At 61.6% G+C, this 18,949-nt stretch carries 15 protein-coding genes; 7 read left to right on the forward strand and 8 right to left on the reverse strand.

What is annotated here, in order from left to right:
- Positions 1-8: 8 nt before the first annotated feature.
- Positions 9-3,155: an efflux RND transporter permease subunit gene (locus PH603_RS14165; protein WP_289503208.1), complete on the forward strand. Its 3,147-nt coding sequence runs from the start codon at positions 9-11 to the stop codon at positions 3,153-3,155.
- A gap of 112 nt (positions 3,156-3,267) precedes the next feature.
- The gene (locus PH603_RS14170; protein ID WP_289503209.1) at positions 3,268-3,723 is read left to right on the forward strand and encodes a VOC family protein; all 456 of its coding nucleotides are present in this window, start codon (positions 3,268-3,270) and stop codon (positions 3,721-3,723) included.
- A 3-nt stretch (positions 3,724-3,726) separates the two neighbouring features.
- On the opposite strand, the gene ggt is transcribed toward PH603_RS14170, so the two are convergent.
- From ggt to PH603_RS14185, 3 genes are all read right to left on the reverse strand, one after another.
- A complete protein-coding gene (ggt, locus tag PH603_RS14175) occupies positions 3,727-5,481 on the reverse strand; it encodes a gamma-glutamyltransferase (protein ID WP_289503210.1) in 1,755 nt (584 codons plus the stop codon).
- A 97-nt stretch (positions 5,482-5,578) separates the two neighbouring features.
- Positions 5,579-6,136, reverse strand: coding sequence for a PAS domain-containing protein (locus PH603_RS14180; protein WP_289503211.1), 558 nt, complete (start codon positions 6,134-6,136; stop codon positions 5,579-5,581).
- Between the two features lie 94 nt (positions 6,137-6,230).
- Complete coding sequence (locus PH603_RS14185; protein WP_289503212.1) at positions 6,231-7,703, reverse strand: flavin-containing monooxygenase; 1,473 nt, start codon at positions 7,701-7,703, stop codon at positions 6,231-6,233.
- A 97-nt stretch (positions 7,704-7,800) separates the two neighbouring features.
- On the opposite strand from PH603_RS14185, the gene PH603_RS14190 reads away from it, so the two are divergent.
- On the forward strand, positions 7,801-9,189 hold the full coding sequence (locus PH603_RS14190) for a M20/M25/M40 family metallo-hydrolase (protein ID WP_289503213.1): 1,389 nt from the start codon (positions 7,801-7,803) through the stop codon (positions 9,187-9,189).
- 3 nt (positions 9,190-9,192) lie between these two features.
- Here the strand turns inward: PH603_RS14190 and PH603_RS14195 are convergent, their stop codons facing one another.
- Complete coding sequence (locus PH603_RS14195) at positions 9,193-9,996, reverse strand: enoyl-CoA hydratase/isomerase family protein (RefSeq protein ID WP_289503214.1); 804 nt, start codon at positions 9,994-9,996, stop codon at positions 9,193-9,195.
- 7 nt (positions 9,997-10,003) lie between these two features.
- Positions 10,004-10,696 carry an SOS response-associated peptidase gene (locus tag PH603_RS14200; protein WP_289503215.1) on the reverse strand — a complete coding sequence of 231 codons (693 nt, stop codon included), beginning with the start codon at positions 10,694-10,696 and terminating at the stop codon, positions 10,004-10,006.
- Positions 10,697-10,763: 67 nt separating this feature from the next.
- Between PH603_RS14200 and PH603_RS14205 the strand changes: the two genes are divergently transcribed.
- The 4 genes from PH603_RS14205 to def all read left to right on the forward strand — a co-directional run bounded on the left by PH603_RS14205 (position 10,764) and on the right by def (position 13,590).
- Positions 10,764-11,234, forward strand: a complete 471-nt coding sequence (locus PH603_RS14205; RefSeq protein WP_289503216.1) for an NUDIX hydrolase — start codon at positions 10,764-10,766, stop codon at positions 11,232-11,234.
- Positions 11,234-11,470: a DUF2842 domain-containing protein gene (locus PH603_RS14210; RefSeq protein ID WP_289503217.1), complete on the forward strand. Its 237-nt coding sequence runs from the start codon at positions 11,234-11,236 to the stop codon at positions 11,468-11,470. Before PH603_RS14205 ends, PH603_RS14210 begins: the two co-directional genes overlap by 1 nt.
- Positions 11,467-12,882 (forward strand): amidohydrolase, encoded by a 1,416-nt coding sequence (locus tag PH603_RS14215; protein WP_289503218.1) that lies wholly within the window; start codon positions 11,467-11,469, stop codon positions 12,880-12,882. Before PH603_RS14210 ends, PH603_RS14215 begins: the two co-directional genes overlap by 4 nt.
- Before the next feature lie 96 nt (positions 12,883-12,978).
- The gene (def, locus tag PH603_RS14220) at positions 12,979-13,590 is read left to right on the forward strand and encodes a peptide deformylase (protein ID WP_289503219.1); all 612 of its coding nucleotides are present in this window, start codon (positions 12,979-12,981) and stop codon (positions 13,588-13,590) included.
- Positions 13,591-13,638: 48 nt separating this feature from the next.
- Here the strand turns inward: def and PH603_RS14225 are convergent, their stop codons facing one another.
- From PH603_RS14225 to PH603_RS14235, 3 genes are all read right to left on the reverse strand, one after another.
- The gene (locus PH603_RS14225) at positions 13,639-16,443 is read right to left on the reverse strand and encodes a phosphoenolpyruvate carboxylase (protein ID WP_289503220.1); all 2,805 of its coding nucleotides are present in this window, start codon (positions 16,441-16,443) and stop codon (positions 13,639-13,641) included.
- A 149-nt stretch (positions 16,444-16,592) separates the two neighbouring features.
- Complete coding sequence (locus PH603_RS14230) at positions 16,593-17,768, reverse strand: glycosyltransferase family 87 protein (RefSeq protein ID WP_289503221.1); 1,176 nt, start codon at positions 17,766-17,768, stop codon at positions 16,593-16,595.
- On the reverse strand, positions 17,765-18,901 hold the full coding sequence (locus tag PH603_RS14235; protein ID WP_289503223.1) for a CaiB/BaiF CoA transferase family protein: 1,137 nt from the start codon (positions 18,899-18,901) through the stop codon (positions 17,765-17,767). The genes PH603_RS14230 and PH603_RS14235 overlap by 4 nt, the downstream gene beginning before the upstream one ends.
- Positions 18,902-18,949 lie beyond the last annotated feature (48 nt).

Consider the following 18,949-nt stretch of genomic DNA (forward strand, 5'->3'; position numbering starts at 1 on the left):
ACCGCATCATGAATGGATTGATCGAATGGTGGGCCCGCAACCCGGTAGCCTCCAATCTCCTGATGATCGGCCTCGTTATTGCCGGCATCCTTGGTTACAACCGTATGGAACGGGAACTGGACCCCACGGTCCTGTTCTCCGGGCTTGAGATCGAAGTTTCCTGGCCGGGCGCTGCGCCGCAAGAGGTCGAGGAACAGATTGTCATGCGCATCGAGGAAGCGATCAGCGACCTCGACAATATCGAATGGGTCCAGTCCAGGGCCAGTGAAGGCTTCGGGGGCATCTATATCCTCGCCGACAGCAAAGTGGACTTCACCCAGTTCATGAATGACGTGAAGCTGCGGCTTGATTCCATCGCCACCTTCCCGCGCGACATGGATCAGGTGCAGGTACGCCAGTGGGTGAACCGCAACGAATTCATCCGCGTCGCCCTGCATGGCAACGTCAGCGAGCGCGAACTGAAGCGTACCGCTGAAAAACTGCGCCGTGAAATGGCAGGCCTGCCCGGCCTTTCGCTGGTTGAGCTCTTTGGCACACGCCGCGAGGAAGTGTCGATCGAGGTCAGCGAGGAAGCCCTGCGCCGCTACAACCTGAGCTTTGCCCAGGTTGCCGATGCTGTGCGTGGCAACTCGATCAACTTGTCGCTCGGTTCGGTTCGCACCGAGGCAGGCTCCAACTCGCTCCGCACCCGCAACATGGCGGACACCGAGCATGACTTCGACAAAATCATTATCCGCCAGACAGAAGATGGCGGTATCATTCGCGTTGGCGACGTTGCCAAGGTGATCGACGGGTTCGAGGAAGAGGAAATCCTCGCCACCCTCAACGGCGAGCCTGCCGTTCTGCTGCAAGTGATGACCACCGAGACGATGGACGTGGTGAAAGCGTCTGCATCGGTGAACAAGTGGCTCAAAGACCGCTCCGACAGCCTGCCTGCCGGCATGAAAATGACGCTTTGGACCGATGCTGCCGAAGACTTCAACGGCCGCATGACCACCATCGTCAATTCGGCCATGCAGGGCCTTGCACTGGTGATGATCGTGTTGCTGCTGACCCTGCGGCCCATTGTGGCCTTCTGGGTGACCGTCGGCATCGCCACCGCCTATGCAGGGGCCTTCGTGCTGCTGCCGACGGTCGGCATCTCGCTCAACATGCTCTCCACCTTCGCCTTCCTGCTGGTGATCGGTATCGTCGTTGACGATGCGATCGTGGTGGGCGAGAGCATCCACACGGAATCGCACCGCACCGGTGGCGGCATCACCGCTGCCGTCCTTGGCGCCCAGCTTGTTGCCAAGCCGGTGATCTGTGCGGTTCTCACCACCATCATCGCCTTCCTGCCGTGGATCTTCCTCTCGGGCGGCACCAGCGAATTTACCCGTCACATCACCTGGGTGGTGATCCTGGCGCTGACCTTCTCGCTGGTTGAGGCCTTGTTCATCCTGCCGGCGCACCTTTCGAAACTGAAGCCGCGCGAACATGCGGCAGGCTTCAGCCTGATGCAGAAGCGCATTTCGGATGGCATCATTGCAAGCGCCCACACCTTCTATCGCCCGATCGGCGACTGGGCCGTGCGCAACCGCTATGTCACCTTCTCCGCCTTTGTCGTCGTTGTGATGGTCGGCTTCGGCCTTCTGGCAACCGGCTGGGTAAAAACCAGCTTCATGCCCGATATCGAGGCCGAGGAAGTGGTCGTGAATGTGGACCTGCCCGATGGCACGCCCTACAGCCGCGCCCTCGAAATCCTTGCCAAGCTGCAAACAGCTGAACAGGCACTTGTCGACGAAGTGGAAAAAGCTTCGGGCGGCGAAAAGGAAATCGTGGAAAACTGGTACACCCGGTCTCGCCGCGACAACGTGATCGCCATCGTGAAGCTGGCACCGCCTGAAAAGCGCGATATGTCGGCCAAGCAAGCCGCTGAACGCCTGCAGGAACTGATCGGCGAGATTCCGGACGCTGAAGCCGTGTCGGTGCAGTTCACGCTCGGCAACAACGACCCGGATTTCGAAATCTCGGTCAGCCACCCGGATCTCGATATCCTGCGGGAAGCAACGTCCGACCTCGTGACCTACCTGCGTCGCTACTCGGCCCTTGTGAACCTGCGCGATAACCTCCGGGACTCGAGCGAGGAAATCCGCGTTCACCTGAAGCCTGGCACCGAAAAGCTCGGCCTCACCCTTGCCGATGTCTCGCGTCAGGTACGTCAGGCTTACTATGGCGAGGAAGTCCAGCGCCTGCCGCGTGACGGTCAGGACGTGCGGGTGATGGTCCGCTATCCGCTGACCAGCCGCCGCAACATGGAAAGCCTGAAGGATTTCCGTGTACGGACCATGGATGGCCGCGAACTGCCGCTGCTGGCGATTGCCGACCTCGAGTTTGCGCCCGGCATCAGCCAGATCAACCGCCGGGACCGCCGCCGTGCCTCCCGCATCAGCGGTGACCTGACCGAGGATATCCGCGGCCAGATCATGGAAGACCTAGAGAAGAACTTCTATCCAGACTGGCAAAAGCGCTATCCGGGGATCAAAACCGGTGCTGTCGGCCAGGCCGAAGGTGAAGCGCGCTTCATGGAAGAGGTGATGAGCCTCTACACTATGGCACTCTTCGGCATGTATATGCTGCTCGCCGTGGTGTTCCGCAGCTATTTCCAGCCGGTGGTGATCATGATCGCCATTCCCTTTGCCGTCGTCGGCGCCATCGTCGGCCACATGGCAACGGGAACCACCATGGCGATCTTCAGCTACTTCGGGATTGCCGCTGCCGCCGGCGTGGTGGTGAACGACAACCTCGTGCTGCTGGACTATTTCAACAAGCTCGTTGAACGTGGCATGAAGCCCGCACAGGCCATCGTGGAAGCCGCTGTCTCGCGCTTCCGTCCGATCCTGCTGACGACGCTGACCACCATCATCGGCCTTGCGCCCATGATGCTGGAGGAATCGATCCAGGCCCTGTTCCTGAAGCCGGTGGTGATCGCCCTCGTCTTCGGTGTCGCCATCGCCTTCTTCGTCACGCTCTTCTGCGTGCCGGCGCTCCTCATCATCGGGGAAGACGTGAAGGCCGGCTTCCGCTGGATTGGCCGCAAGCTGAAGGCCCTGTTCTTCATGCTGATCGGTCGCAAACCGGCAACCGAAGCCCAGGATCCGGTTCAGGCTGAATAAGCCTGCATTCCGAACAACACAATGAACCGCCGCGCCCGCCCGGACGCGGCGGTTTTTCTTTTATCTGCCCCATGCTAGGCTTGCGCCGCAGCGATCAAGGGGGAGACCGGACATGAAACCTGCACCGAAGGATTGGCCGCGCCTGTCGTCATCCATCTTCTATGAGGATGCGCCGATCATGATCGACTGGCTGATGAAGGCTTTCGACTTCAAGCTGAAGATCAGGGTGGAAGGTGAAACGCCGGGTGTGATCATGCATGCCGAGCTGACCTACGGTGAGGCCATCATCATGGTCGGAAGCCACAGCAAACTTGTCGGCGAACGGTTCGGCACGTCATATCTCAGCCCCCGCGAAGCAGGCGGCTGCACCCAGTCCCTGATGCTATATGTGCCCGACATTGAAGCGCATCATGCGACAGCCAAGGCCGCCGGCGCGAACATCCTCGCTGAACCGGCAATCAGTGACTATGGCCCTGAATACTGGTCCGACAAGGCCTACGGGGTACTAGACCCCGAAGGCCATCTCTGGTGGTTTGCCGAGCGGCTGAGAAACCCGCCCGGCATCTGACACTCAGAAACCGGCGGCGAGCGAACCCGGGCGGCGCGGATCGGCCGCCCCCTCCAGCACGCCGTCCGGGCGGCGCAGGATCGACTGGGTTGAGCCGAGAACGCGGTCCCAGCTTTCGGTTTCGTCCAGCACGCCCTTCACCTGATGCCCCATGGTGCCGAGGATACGGGCCGTGTCGATCGAATGGCCGGGCTCCATCAGCAGGCGGTCGGGATACCATTGGTGGTGAATGCGCGGCATGGCGGTCGCTTCCATCATGTTCATGTCGAACTCCAGAACATTCAGCATGGTCTCCAGCGTCACCGTGATGATGGTGGAACCGCCGGGGCTGCCCGTCGCCATGAAGGGCTCGCCGTTCTTGAGCACCAGCGTCGGCGTCATCGAGGACAGCGGCCGCTTGCCGGGCTCGATGGCGTTAGCCTCCCCGCCTAGAAGCCCGAAGGCGTTCGGCACGCCGGGCTTGGAGGAGAAGTCGTCCATCTCGTTGTTCAGCAGGAACCCGGCACCATCGACCGAGCGACCATTGCCGTAGCTGAAGTTCAGCGTATAGGTGTTCGAGACCATGTTGCCCCAGCGGTCGGCCGTCGAATAATGCGTCGTCTGCGGGCTTTCATAGGGCAGCCTCTCGGCCGGCAGAATTTCACTCGACGGCGTCGCGTGGTCGGGGTCGATCTTTGCGCGGATCGCGGCGGCATAGGCCTTGTCGGTCAGCGCATCTACCGGCACATCGAAGAAGTCGGGATCGCCAAGATATTTGGACCGGTCCGCATAGGCATATTTGAAAGCCTCGGTCAGGCGGTGGATATAGGCCGCACTGCCATGGCCCATCGACTTCAGGTCATAGCCTTCAAGGATATTGAGGATTTGGATGACGTGCACCCCGCCCGATGACGGCGGCGGCATGGAAACCACCTCATAGCCCTTGTAGGTGCCGCGCACCGGCGTGCGCTCGATGGCCTTGTAATTCTTGAGGTCATCATGGGTGATAATACCGCCGCCTGCTTCCATGGTGGCAACCATCTTGTCGGCAACCGCACCTTCATAGAATCCGGCAGCGCCCTTGTCGGCGATGGTTTTCAGTGTTTTTGCCAGATCCTTCTGGCGCAGGATTTCACCCGCGCGGTAGGGGCTGCCATCCGCCTTGAAGAAATAGCGGGCGGTCACCGGATCGGCGGTCAGGCGTTTCTGGTAGCGTGCCATTGAATCCGCCAGTGCATAGCTCACCGGGAAGCCTTCTTCCGCCAGCCGGATCGCCGGGGCCATCACCTTCTTCAGCGGCATGGTGCCATATTTGGCGAGCGCCTCGGTCATGCCCATCACGGTGCCGGGCACGCCCGATGCCTTGTTGCTGAACCAGGTGAGCTGCGTATCGACGTCACCCGCCGCATTCAGGAACATGTCGCGGTGCGCGCTCGCCGGCGCCATTTCGCGGTAGTCGATGGCAATCACGCGGTTTTCCTTTTTCAGGTAAACCATCATGAAGCCGCCACCGCCGATATTGCCTGCCTGCGGATGCGTGACTGCAAGCGCAAACCCGGTGGCAACTGCGGCGTCCACCGCATTTCCGCCCGCCTTCAGGATTTCAAGCCCCGCTTCGCTCGCGTGCCCTTCCTGCGACACCACCATGCCACGTTCGGCCAGAACGGGATGGAACCGACTTGTATAGTCGATGATCGGCGTATCGCCGTCTGCCGCCATCGCGGCAACCGACCAGAACGGCAGGAGAAGCAGGACAAAAAGGACGCGCAGCAAAGACATGGATTTCCCCCGGGGAACAAATTTCATCATGGGCAAGTTGCCGCATGATAGCGGTCAAGGCCGGTTCGTCCAGCCCCTAGCAGCAATGTGAAAAGCTTCAGGCGGGGATAAGTTGCACGGACGGGATCGATGCGTAGGCGGGATCGATGCCCTGCCCGAGGTCCACCAGCATCCGCTCGCGCACTTCCCCGATCCGGGCAACCGGATTGGTCAGCGCGTTGTTGTAGGGGATATCGAAATGCAGGAGGACCATCAGCTCGTTTGGCTTCCCATCTTTGTGCGAGAAGGGAAGGTGGAGGAAATGGCTGTCATAAGCCTCGCTCTCGGTGACCCATTCACGGGTGCCCGTCAGCCCCATGGGCCAACTGAGCATGCTGGCGTAAAGGTCTTTCAGAAGATCGATATCTTCCTCAAGATGGCTGCCGTTTTTAAAGAAGTTGCGATGGGTGATTTCTTCGCCAAGCCGATCGACAATTTCAGTGCCGGCAAGCCGCACGACAAACTCGTCGGCGTCGTCACGTTCAACGATGATCATGCGGGGCAACAGGTGGCGGACACGGACAGGACGGAAGTCGGCGCGACTCGGCACCAGCTTGTCCCCCCGCAGTTCCTGCCAGTAGGCGATGAACTCTCTGAAATGGCTCAGCACTGCCACGAAAACTCACCCTATTCGACCCTGTTCCCGAGTATCTGCGAGCGAGCGTTAATAGAGTGTAAATTTCCTAAAATTGTAACTATCTGCCCAAGGCCTATGACCAGCGATAGTCGGCGGCCTCGAATTCTTTCATCCTGAGATGGTATTGCAGGCTGAATCCGGGCCAGATCGTCGTATTCTTGCCGTTCGCATTCAGATACCAGCTGTTGCAGCCGGTCATCCAGATGGTGCGCTTCATCATTTCCTGGATTTCTGCGTTATAGACGGTCTGCCGCGTATCGGTAACCTCGATACGTCCTGCCCGGCGGGCCTTAGCCTCCGCCAGACAATCGAGGATATAGCCAATCTGGGCTTCCAGAATGAAGACGATCGAATTGTTGCCGAGGCCTGTGTTCGGCCCCGCGAGCAGGAATAGGTTCGGGAAGCCTGCAACAGCGACGCCCTTGTAGGCCTCCGCTCCGCCCTTTTCGGCCCACACATCCTTGATATCGCGCCCGCCGACACCGGCGAACAGGCCTCTATGGAAGGGCTCGGCGGCTTCAAAGCCGGTACCGAAGATGATCACATCAGCAGGCCGCAGCACGCCGTCCTTGCCGATGATTCCCTCCGCCGTGATCCGGTCGATCCCTTCCGTGACAAGCGAAACATTGTCGCGCGCGAGGGCGGGATAATAGTCGTTGGCAATCAGGATACGCTTGCAGCCCGGCAGATAATCGGGCGTGACTTTTGCGCGAAGTTCGGGGTCACCGATATGCTCGGCGATATGCTCCACCCCCATCTTTCGGGCGCGTTCCATGAAGCTCGGGCGACGCACGAAGCCGATACCGCGCATCTCATAGGTCCAGTATTGCCAGTAACGCCACAGGCGCTGGGTGAAGGGCAGCGTGCGGAACATCCATTTCTCGAAGGCCGTTACGTCGCGGTCCGGTTTCGGCATCACCCACGGCGGTGTGCGCTGGTAAAGGTCAACCTGCCCTGCCGCCGGCGCGATCTGCGGCACAAACTGGATGGCGCTCGCCCCCGTGCCGATCACCGCAATCCGTTTGCCCGCAAGGTCCACATCATGGCGCCACTGGGCCGAGTGGAAGGCTGGCCCCTTGAAATCCTTCAGGCCCGGCAGATCGGGCACCACGGGTTCATGCAGCGGCCCAAGGCCGGCGACCACATAGCGCGCCTTCACGGTTGCCCCGTTGCTGAAATTCAGATGCCACAGGCTGGTTGCCTCATCGAAACGGGCGGCGGTCAGCTCGTGGCCAAACCAGATGCGGTCCATCACGCCATAGCGGCGGGCCACATCCTCGATATAGTCGCGGATTTCCCGCCAGCCCGAAAACATGCGGGACCAGTTCGGATTGGGCGCGAAGGAGAAGGAATAAAGGTGCGAAGGCACGTCGCAGGCGCAGCCCGGATAGGTGTTTTCCCGCCAGGTGCCGCCCACCCTGTCGGCCTTTTCAAAGACCGCGATATCCCGGTATCCGGCCTCCAGCAGCTGCACGGCCATGCCGATGCCGCCAAAGCCGGTGCCGACAACGGCAACCTCTACGCTATCCAGCGCTTCACTCCCCATCCCATCCCCCTACGTTCGACATTCGAACTGCTGAAACTTCCGCTTCCCCCGCGTTGGCCACAGCCTATAGTCACGCCTAACGGATGGGAGTGAAAAAATGAAACGAATTCTGATTTCCGCACTGCTGATGGCCGCCACATCGCCGCTCGCGCTGGCGGCTGACCGCAATGCGAACGAACAGGCGGCGGTGGATCTCTACAAGGAAGTGGTCGGTTTCCGCTCGGTCGAAGGCCGGGGCGGCATGCGCCCGCTTGCCAAAATGCTGGCTGACCGCTTTGTGAAGGGCGGCTTCCCGGCGGGTAGCGTTCATTATCTCGAAATGCCGAACGATACGGCAGCCCTTGTTGTCCGCTATGAAGGCAGCGACGCCACGCAGAAGCCGGTTGTGCTGATGGCGCATATGGATGTGGTTGAGGCCCTGCCGGAAGACTGGCAGCGCGATCCCTATACGCTCATTGAAGAAGACGGCTATTTCTATGGCCGTGGCACGATGGACAACAAGGAAGGCGTCACTGTCCTTACCCACAATTTCCTGCGCCTGAAGGCAGAGGGCTATACGCCCGACCGCACGCTGATCATCGCCTTCTCGGGCGACGAGGAAACCCATATGGCGACGACCGAGGCGCTATATACAAAACATCTCGACCTCACGAACGCCGAGTTTGCCCTCAACACGGATGGCGGCGGCGGCACGATGGATGCTGCTGGCAACCCACTCGGCGCCGGCGTCCAGACCGGCGAAAAAACCTACATGAGCTTCTCGCTCACCGCCCGCAATCCGGGCGGCCACAGCTCGCAGCCGCGCGACGACAATGCGATCTACGATCTCGCCGCCGCGATCATGAAACTGAAGGCCTACCGCTTCCCGCTGAAGCATAACGACACGACCGTCGCCTTCATGAAGGAAATGGCCACCCGCGAAAGCGGTGAACTGGGCAAGGCACTTGCTGCCTTCGCCAGCGACCCGAGCGACAGGAAGGCCGCCGACGTGATCTGGAAATACCCGTCCTATGTCGGCATCACCCGCACCACCTGTATCCCGACGCTGTTGAAGGGCGGCCACGCCGAAAACGCGCTACCGCAATCAGCGGTCGGCACTGTCAATTGCCGGGTCTTTCCCGGCGAAACGGTCGCTGAAGTGAAGGGCCGCATCGAAAAGGCTATCGACAATGGCACCATCGAAGTGACGGTCCTCGACAAGCCCGCGCCAAGCCCCGTCTCGCCGCTGCGCGACGATGTGATGGGTATGATTACGGCGTCGCTGCATACCCAATATCCGGGGGTGAAGATCACACCCTACATGGCGCCTTATGCGACCGACGGCAAATGGTCCCGCCTGGCCGGTATCCCGACCTACGGCGTGTCCGGCCTGTTCCTCGGGCCTGATGACGACCGCTCCCATGGGCTGGATGAGCGTGTGCCGGTGCAGTCCTTCATCAAGTCGAACGCATATTGGTACGATCTTCTGAAACGCGTCGGCGGCTGAGCCTCAGCCGTTCCATTTGAAATCGGGTTGGCGCTTTTCGAGGAAGGCGCCAATCCCTTCGGCGGCATCGGCGCTATCGTGCGCGTCCAGAAACATGGTGGCGGTGACAGCGTCGTCATCCACCTGCCCGTCTGCGATCAGCCGCAGCGTCTTCTTGATACCCCGCACCGACGACGCTGCGTTGGCCGCGATCCGGCCGGCGAACGCGAGCACGGCACCTTCCAGCTCCTCATCATCCTGCACGCTATCGACAAGCCCGATGGCAAGTGCGGTGCGCGCATCGATCACCTCGGCGGTCATCAGCATGCGGCGCGCCGCTGAAAAACCGACAAGATTGACGAGTTCCCGCGTGTCATTCAGCGGATAGACAAGGCCGAGCTTTGCGGGTGGAATGCCAAAACGCGCCCCCATCCCGGCAAAGCGGAAATCGCAGTGGATGGCAAGCCCGCAGCCGCCGCCCATCGCCGCCCCCCGCACCATGGCGATGGTAGGCTTGCTCGTACGGGCAAGGCTCCGCTGCGCATTGCGGATTGCCTGCCGGTTGGCCTCGCGCCGTTCGGGATGCTCGGCAATATCCTTGAGTTCGGCAAGATCAGCGCCCGATGCAAACGCCATCTCACACGTGCTGGCCACCACAATCGCGCGGACATCGGGGTCCGCATCAAGTGCCGCCGCGGCCTTCGGCACGGCTTCCCACATCGCCTGCGTCATGGCGTTGCGTTTGTCCGGCCGGTTGATCATCAACCAGCCAATCGGCCCATCAGCGCGGATATGGATCGGGGAAGCGGGGTCGTTCAGGTTCATCATATGTCACCTAGAAAAGGCTCGTCTGGCGTTCATGCTCGGGCGGGTCAAGGCATTCAGGGCCATCGAAGCGGACATTGCCAACACGGGTGGAAACCGGCCGCGCATCGAACGCCCGCTCGCCCACAAAGGGAAAGTCTTCCAGAAAACGGCGTGGCAGCGGATCATGGGTCGTCAGCCATGCATCATGGTCGGCATTTGCCACCACCATCGGGCGGCGGTGATGCACGCTGGACAAGGGGCCGGTTGCGGGTGCTGTCAGGATTGCCATTGTCTCCAGCCAGTGTTCGCCCCCGGGGCCATGCCATGTAGACCAGACGCCCGCAAACGCCATCAGGCTGCCGTCGGATGGGCTGATCAGATAGGGCTGCTTGCGCCCGCCCTCGGTTTTCCATTCATACCAGCCGTTCATTGGTACAAGGCAGCGCTTGCGCTTGATGGAGGCACGGAAATAGGGCTTGGCTTCAACCGTTTCGATCCGGGCATTGATCACCGGCTCCTTCGCCGGGTCCTTGATCCATTCCGGCACAAAGCCCCATTCGACGGCCACGAGCTCGGGAATTCCCGCGTCGTCATGCCGCACCACCAGCACAGGCTGCTTCGGGGCGATATTGTAGCGCGCAGGGAAATTGGCGTCCGCCTTCACCTTGAAAACGGCGCGCATGGCGTCAAGCGGCGATGTCATCAGATAACGGCCGCACATCAGCCTTGCCTCCTTATCAATCGCGAACCAGTATAGGGCCCGACCTGAGACGAGGGGAAGACAAGCTTTGACAGATGCACGGGAAAATCCCGACCGGCCGGTGGTTGCGGTGGGCGTTGTGGCCTTCCGCGGCAGCGAAGTCCTGCTAATCCGGCGCGGCAAACCGCCGAAGGAAGGCGACTGGAGCATTCCAGGCGGCCGCCAGCAGCTGGGCGAAGGCACCCGCGCAACAGCCGCCCGCGAAGTGCAGGAAGAAACCGGCCTTGATGTCGCGGTTGGCGAGCTGATTGACGTTGTCGATTTCATCGAACCCGGCGACGGCGGCAGGCCACGCTTCCACTATACCCTTGTCGACTATATGGCCGAGGTACTGGCGGGCGAACCAACCGCCGGCGACGATGCCGTCGAAGCGGCCTTCCTGCCGCTCGACGAAGCTTTCCGGCGGCTGAAATGGACTGAAACGCGGCGCGTGATTGCACTCGCCGCCCGGCGCCGGGGTCTCGCCCTGCCTGCCGGTTTCGAGAATGAGGCAGCCTGATGGAACCATCCCGCCCCAGCAGCCGTAACGCTATCGGCGTGCTTATCCTGATCTTCGGCCTGATGCTTTATGCGTTTGGCGCCGCCGCCATCGGCGACCTGATCAACGACTGGCATGTCGCCATCCAGTTTATCTACTATGCCATCGCAGGCATCCTGTGGATCTTCCCGGTCCGCCGCCTGTTCCTGTGGATGGCGCAATCCAAAAACCGATCCAATGGGGGACAAACCGAATGAGAAAACTGACCGCATGGGCGCTCGCCGCCAGCGTTTTCACCGCACCTTGCATGGCCGCAGATGCCACACCCGATGGTGCCGTCAGCTATGACCATATCGCCAAGATGTCGCGCTCGATCTGGGACTATGCCGAGGTAGGCTACAAGGAAACCAAAAGCAGCAAACTGCTGCAGGACACGCTGAAAAAGGCCGGTTTCAAGGTCGAGGCCGGTGTGGCCGATATCCCGACCGCCTTTGAAGCCACCTATGGCTCCGGCGGCCCGGTGATCGCCATCCTCGCCGAATTCGACGCCCTGCCCGGCATCAGCCAGGATGCGAGCCCCGAGCGCCACATTCTGGAAGAAAAGAAAGCGGGCCATGCTTGCGGGCATAACCTCTTTGGTGCGGGTTCGGTGGAAGCTGCGATCTCGGTTGCCAAATGGCTGAAGGCAACGGGCACGCCCGGCACCATCCGCCTTTACGGCACCCCGGCTGAAGAAGGTGGCTCCGGCAAGGTTTATATGGTGCGCGCCGGCCTCTTTAACGATGTCGATTTCGTGCTGCACTGGCACGCTGGCGACCGCAACATGACCTCGGCAAGTTCGAACCTCGCCAACAAGTCGGCCAAGTTCCGCTTCCACGGCCTGTCTGCCCACGCTGCAGCTGCCCCGGAAAAAGGCCGTTCGGCGCTTGATGGCATCGAAGCCATGAACATGATGGTCAATATGATGCGCGAGCATGTGCCCGAGGAAAGCCGCATCCATTATGTGATCACCCGTGGCGGCTCGGCCCCGAACGTGGTCCCGGACTTTGCCGAGGTTTATTATTATGTCCGCAACCCGGATGCCGAGGTGGTGAAAGATATCTTTGACCGCGTTGTGTCGGCTGCAAACGGCGCGGCCATGGGCACCGGCACCACCGTTGACTATGAAATCGTTGGCGGCACCCATGCCCTTCTGATCAACGATACGCTGGCGCAAGTCGCTGACGAGAAGATGCGTGAAGTTGGCGGTGTCACCTACGATGCCGAGGAACAGGCCTTCGCCAAAACCCTTTATGCGACGCTGAAAGGCGCCGACATCACCATCGACAGCGCCCGCGACGTGCTGCCCTACGGCACCACCCGGTCGAGCGGATCGACGGACGTTGGTGACGTTTCGATGGCCGTGCCGACCGTTGGCATCCGCACCGCAACCTGGGTTCCGGGCACGCCGGCGCACTCGTGGCAGGCGATTGCCGCAAGCGGCATGTCGATCGGCTACAAGGGTGCCACGGTTGCCGCCCGCACACTCGCCAAGGTCGCGGCTGAACTTTACACCAACCCGGAACTTCGCGAGAAGGCGAAGGCCGAGTTTGAAAAACAACGCGGCGAGGACTTCAAATATGAAGCCCTCCTCGGGGACCGTCCGCCGGCCCTGAACTACCGCGACTGACGCTTATAGCCATTGCACGCGCCCGCCATTGCGCGTACAGGAGGGGGAAATTCGAACACGCCTGCGCCCACGCGCATCGCATACGGAGTTTCCCCCATGGCACTTCTTGAACTTGCCTTCTACCCGAACCCGGTCCTGAAAAAGCCTGCGGCCACCATTCAGGTGGTGGATGACGCCGTGAAGGCGCTTGCCGCCGACATGCTGGAGACCATGTATGACGCCCGCGGCCTCGGCCTTGCCGGCCCCATGGTTGGCCGCTCGGAGCGCATCTTCGTGATCGACCTGCAGGACGACGGCGTGAAAGCACCCAAAACCTACATCAACCCCGAAGTCGTCTGGGCCTCGGACGAGCTTCAGGAAGTGGTGGAAGCCTCGCTTTCCTATCCCGGCATCGAAGCCCCCATCGCGCGCCCCAAGGCCATCAAGATCGCCTACACGAACCTCGATGGTGAAATGGTCGTGGAAGAAACTGACGGCTTCCTTGCAACCGTGATCCAGCACGAGATGGATTATCTGGAAGGCAAGTCCTACCTTGACCTCCTGAAGCCGGTGAAGCGCAACTTGCTGATCACCCGCATGCAGAAATATATGAAGCGTCTGGCGCGCGGTTCCCATGTGCACGGCCCCGGCTGCGGGCATGACCATGACCATGATCACGACCATGACCACGATCATGGCCATGTGCACGGGCCGAACTGCAATCACTGAGATCAAGACACTGACGCCGGGCAATCCCCGGCGTCAGTCTTTTAAGGGTCAGCCGATGGCGCCGATCTCGAGGCCGATAAGGCCGGTGATATCGAGCATCAGCTCGTAGGCCTCGCGCATGGGCTCGAAGATCGTCGCGCGTTCCTTCTTGTAGCCCGCGCGTTCGCTGCTGTCGGTCGAGGGCTCGCCGAAATCGGCATCGCTGTCGCCGTTCGTGGTGGCAGGGAAGATATCCTTCAGCATCTGGATCGTGGCCGGCACATCCATATGCAGCAGGCGTTCGACCAGTTCGTCGAGCGAGACATTGAGCCGCGTCGAGAAGCGCGGCACTTCCATCGCTTTCAGGAACACGAAATGCATCAGCGCAAGCCGCAGCATGTGAAGCTGCGCCATCGTGGTTTGCGGGTTCGCCGAATGCCCTTCGAACATCGGCAGGGCATCGCGCAGTTCGCCCTCGTCGCGGCGCAACCGGCGGATCAGCGCCCCGATGTGGGGGCCGCCGCCCATGCCTTCAAGCGCCCGGGACAGTCGACGCTCGCCGCCATGCTCGCCCGCCTCACCGTCTGCGACATCGAGCCAGTAGCCCGGATCATAAAGCGACAGGTAAGCATCGAGCGCATGCACGTTGGAGCGGTCAAGGGCCGCTACCACGAGCGCTGTTACGCGCTGCAGCCGGTCCGATTTCTCATGCAGTTCCGCAAAACGGCTGGCCGACCGCGATACGGCGATACCGAAGCCCGCCACGCTGTTCACCATATAGCCAAGCTGTTGCAGCATGGCATTGTGCGGAATCGCGCGAATCTGCGAAACCGATTCGAGTCGGGGCACCTGCCCCTCGGCGGCCTGCCGTTTTGTAGCGCGCGAGCCCGTAGGGAACAGGAGGTTCGGCCCCATCTGGTCCAACAGGCGGACATAGCCCGGATGCTCCACCAGATGATCCTGATATTCCTTCAGCGTCAGGAAGAAATCGAGCGCCCAGCCGCTGTCATCATAGAAGGGATCTCCCTCGGCTTTCACAGGGGACAGGCGCACATCAAGGAAATCGGTGAGCGTGTTGAAGGCGGTGTCTTCATCCACGAACCACAGATAACCGTCCCCCCCCTGGAAGCTGACTTCGTGCTTGTGCGGTACATCAAGATCTTCAAGGAACTCCCGCACGCGCGGCGGCTGAGTATAAAGGAACCGGTCCTTCAGCGACGCCGGGTGCGCGCCCCGGCCGATGGATTCGCCGTGAGTATCGAAGAACAGTAGCTGCACGTCGCCGAGGCCCCGGCGTTTCCACAGGCGCACAAGGCGCAGCTTGAAACGCTCGATGGCAAGGCACGCCGCCGGCTGCCCGATGAATCGGCCCGAATCGGAGAATCCGAGCTGCACGCAGAAGCGCCCTTGCGCGCGGATATAGTCCACGAAGTGCGGGTTATCGAGCACTTCGGCAATCACCCGGTCGCCGCGCTGCAGGCCGATGGCGGTTTCAAACAGCGGCGAGATTTCCACATGATCTTCCACGCCGTAGCGGCGCGCATAATAAAGCGCAGTCAGGAGCGTGAAGGGTGTGTCCGATTCCGCGATCAGCAGGCGGATCGGGGTGCGGCCATCGAAATGTTTCTTGAACTGGGCGGCCAGCATGAACAGGCGTTTGGCTGTCGTTTGCTCGGCCGCTACGGTTCCGTAATGAACATTGGCGGGCTCGATGGATTCAAGAAGCCCGGCGATCGCCGAAAGATAATGGCGCCGCGTACCACTGCGGTCCGGCGCACGGTCGAGCCCGATTTCGCTGCGGATGGCGTTGTGCAGCTGTTCGGCATTCAGGCGGAAATGGATATGCGTGAGGCCAAGGCCCACATGGCGCCATTCAGCCCGGAAGGTTGCGATCTCGAGATGTGCCTTGGCCGGCAGGTCCGCCGCCACCAGCACCTCAAGTGCTGCATTGATCGACGAAAGCGCCGCTTCCTTGATAGCCCGGCGGCCGAGCGCAGCGCGGTTGAGCGCCGGCATGTCGTCCTTCAGGGTTTCAAGCTTTTCGATCCCGTCTGCGAAACAGCCCCGGAAGTCGCCCAGGCCTTTCTTGACCGCCGCGATGGCAGCCGCCACCGGCTTTTCAGCGCCGGCGCCGATTTCCTGTTCGACGCTGCCGAAATAGGTGGTCAGTTCATCAATCCCGGCAACTGCCGAGCGGCAGCGGAATTTCAGGCTCGTCGACCAGCCGATATCGGTGCGGCCATCAAGGTCGAACCCGACCCAGCTGGCAACCGAGACGAAGGATGGCGCCAAGAGGCGGGCGTCACCGGGATAAAGCTCTGCCGCCACACCAAGCGCCAGCCGGTTGACCCGGCGGATCGCCCGGCGGATAGAAAGACTGGCGCGCTCGGACGCAGCCAGTTCCTCGTCAAGGGAAGGACTGCGCTGCGAACGGTAGCGATCAAGCCGCGGGATATCGTCGGCCTCGCCTTTCAGGTAGCGCACAGCCGCGCGGGCGGCCTCGGCCGACAGGTTGAAGGTCGGGTGCGCGGTGATGACAAAGCCACCAAGCTCGCGCTCAAGGAGGCTCTGGAAGGCATCATAGGGCAGCAGTTTGCCGTCAGCATCATGCGCAAGGCCGCGGATCAGATCCTTGACGCGCTTCTCGTTGGCGCTGCGGCCGTTGGCGGTCCACTGGCCTTTCAGGCGGTCCAGCCGGTCTTTCAGAAGCTGGCGGCCAAGGCCGCGCAGTTCGGCATGCACATCGGCGATGCCGGTTTTGCCGTCAATCATGCGGGCAGCAAGCGCGCGGGCGGGCGCCAGAAAGGTGTTGCGATCATCCCTGGCTTCGGGGGCGACCGGCATCAGGACGGCAGACAAGGTTCGGTCGGTCATTGGCTCTCATTCCCAACTGTTGCACGGCGATGACGATTTTCGGGGCCCCGGCGACCTTTATAGTATTTTTATAATGCCGCGGGCCGGTCGCGGCGGAGGTCGGACACTAGCGCGTCTTTTGTTGCGGTGCATCAGTTTTTTTTGAAACTTTATTTCTTATTTTGGGCTTGCAGCCACAAAAGGGCGAGAAAACCGAGGAGTAGCAGCGGCGTGAGGCCCAGATGCGTCGCCCCTGCAACCCCGCGCGCCACCAGCGGCCACACGAAAAGGACGGCAACCATCGTCGCCTCTCTTCGTTGGAAGCCATGCTCGCGGCCATGCAACGCGAACAGCAGAAGCCCGGGCGCAAGGATCATCAGGTCATAATCCAGCACAAAGGGCGTGACGATCAGGGCACCTGTCACAAGTGCTGCAGCGCGCACACCGAGTGGCGCACCCCGCCGCCAGATCTGCCAGACAGCAAAAGCTGCGATGACCGCCGCGATACCATGCGCCACCATCGCCGCCATGTGCGGTACCCCGACAAGGCGCAGGCCGGTATAAAGGCTTTGCATCTTTGACCAGGGCACAAGTCCTTCGGCAAGCACCCGGGTGGCGAGCGTGCCCCCTTCCAGAAAGCCGATCCATGTGGCGGTCCCGAAGGCAAGCCAGCTTGCCCCTTGCAGAGCAATCGTGGTGACACCTGCCGCCATGATCGTCCGCCAATGCCCCCCGGCGAGCAGCGCAAGCGGCCACAGAAGGCCCAGATGCGGCTTGATGGTCAGAAGCCCGATGAAGATGCCCGCGAGCCATGGCCGCTTGTCGAGTGTGACAAGGGCGGCCCCCATCAGTGCGGCCGTCAGGAAGGCATTTTGCCCGTGCCCGAAGGTGACGAAGGTAGCGGGAAAAGCGAGAAGCAGCAGAATCGCCGCCTTGTCGGGTGTCATTTGCCGGACGACATACAGGAGGGCCGCAAGTGTCAATCCCAGCCACAGCAGAAGCGCCAGCGGATAGGGCAGCAGCCCGAACGGTGCCAGCAACATCAGGAAGCCCGGCGGGTAGCTGAAGCTGTAATAGCCCACGTCCTCGCCGGCGATGGCCGTTTCGCGCGCATGATGCGCCTTGGCCTCGTAGGCAAGCTCCGGCGTGCCGTCCACGGCCAGCGTGGCTGCGGCGTGGAAGCTGATGAAATCGGTGCCAAGGGGCTTGCCGTTGCGGTCGATGATCCCGTCCGCAAGCAATATCCACGCGGCAAGCGCCACCACATAGAAGGCGATCAGCATGGCGGGATAGGCCGTCAGCCGCTCCGCCGTCATCCAGCGCGGTATGCCGGCCCGTCCTGTCACAGGGCCACGGCCTTGGCGGCGGCAAGCGCGTCGATACGCGCGCCATCAATCCCGAGGCTTTCGAGCACCGCACGCGTGTCATTCTGCCCGCGTGCCATCATCGGCGGGGTTTCGGGCGCGCCGTCACTATAACGCGGCGCCGGTCTCGGCTGCATCACGCCGCCATTTTCCGCGAACACGCCGCGCGCGGCCATATGCGGATGGGCCGGGGCTTCGGTCATCGAAAGGACGGGCGCCACGCAGGCGTCGGTGCCTTCGAAAACCGCCATCCATTCGTCGCGTGTCCGGGTTTTCAAGGCAGCCCCTACCCGTTCCTTGAGCGCTGGCCAGCCCTTGGCATCCATCTGGGCATCAAGGACCGGATCGGCATCAAGCCCGGTCAGGCGGCGGAACTCGGCATAAAACTGCGGCTCGATGGGCGCAACCGAGAGCCATTTTCCGTCGGCGCATTCGTAGGTGTCATAGAAGTGCGCACCGCCATCAAGGAGATTGTAGCCCGCCGCGTCGCGCCACAGGCCCATGCCCTTGAAGCTGTACATCATGGCCATCAGGAGGGCGGCACCATCCACCATCGCGGCATCCACCACCCGGCCCTTGGCGCCGTTCTTGACGGCGAGAAGTGCGGCCAGCATGCCGGCCACAAGGAACATGGCACCGCCGCCGAAATCCCCAACGAGGTTGAGGGGCGGCACCGGCCGTTCCCCTGCGCGCCCGATGGCATGGAGGGCCCCGGTGAGCGCGATATAATTCATATCGTGCCCTGCAGTGGGCGCCCACGGGCCGGACTGGCCCCAGCCGGTCATGCGGCCGTAAACAAGCTTGTCGTTCACCGCGAGCAGCGCATCGGCCCCAAGGCCCAGCCGTTCCATCACGCCGGGGCGAAAGCCTTCAAGGATCGCGTCAGCGCTGGCCACCAGTTGCTTCACTAGCGCCACACCTTCGGGTGCTTTCAGGTTTACCTGAACGACACGGCGACCGCGCAACAGGACATCGCGTTCCGCCCCCGGCGAACCGCCCGGTCGCTCGACACGGATCACCTCAGCCCCCTGATCAGCCAGCCACATGCCGGCGAAGGGGCCGGGGCCGATCCCTGCCATTTCGATCACGCGAACGCCCTTCAGCGGCTTGTCCATATATCTCTCCCACATTTCCCGCCGGTATTTAGACACATGGACTTGGCG

Origin of the sequence: Gimibacter soli (assembly GCF_028463845.1) — a bacterium.
Taxonomy (GTDB): domain Bacteria; phylum Pseudomonadota; class Alphaproteobacteria; order Sphingomonadales; family Kordiimonadaceae; genus Gimibacter; species Gimibacter soli.